Source organism: Olleya sp. Ti.3.14, from assembly GCF_038154885.1.
Taxonomy (GTDB): domain Bacteria; phylum Bacteroidota; class Bacteroidia; order Flavobacteriales; family Flavobacteriaceae; genus Olleya.
This window is the reverse complement of record NZ_JBAKAO010000059.1, coordinates 1-296: the sequence shown is the minus strand read 5'-3', so window position 1 is coordinate 296 and position 296 is coordinate 1. Positions and strand designations below refer to the sequence as shown.

1 protein-coding gene is annotated in these 296 nt (G+C 26.0%); it reads left to right on the top strand.

Annotated elements, in window-relative coordinates; translation table 11 throughout:
* Window positions 1-70 precede the first annotated feature (70 nt).
* The coding region (locus V6251_RS15275) for a LolA family protein (RefSeq protein ID WP_445933625.1) at window positions 71-296 on the top strand (226 nt) is incomplete at its 3' end.

Sequence of the window (296 nt, the reverse complement as noted above, 5' to 3'; positions counted from 1 at the left end):
GGTTTTAGTTGTAGATTTAGTAGCTCTTGATCAACTATTAGAAAACGAAAAAAAATAAATTACATTTAAAATGAAAAAATTTTTAGTATTATTTTTATTAGCTACAAGTAGCATTTTTGCGCAGGATGACCAAGCAAATAAACTTTTAAACGAAGTTTCAAACAAAGCTAAAGGTTACAACAATATTTCAATTGCTTTTAAATACGTTTTAGAAAATACTGAAGAAAACATAAAACAAGAAACCAAAGGTGACGTTGTTATGGAATGTGATAAATACCGGTTAAATATTTTAGGTA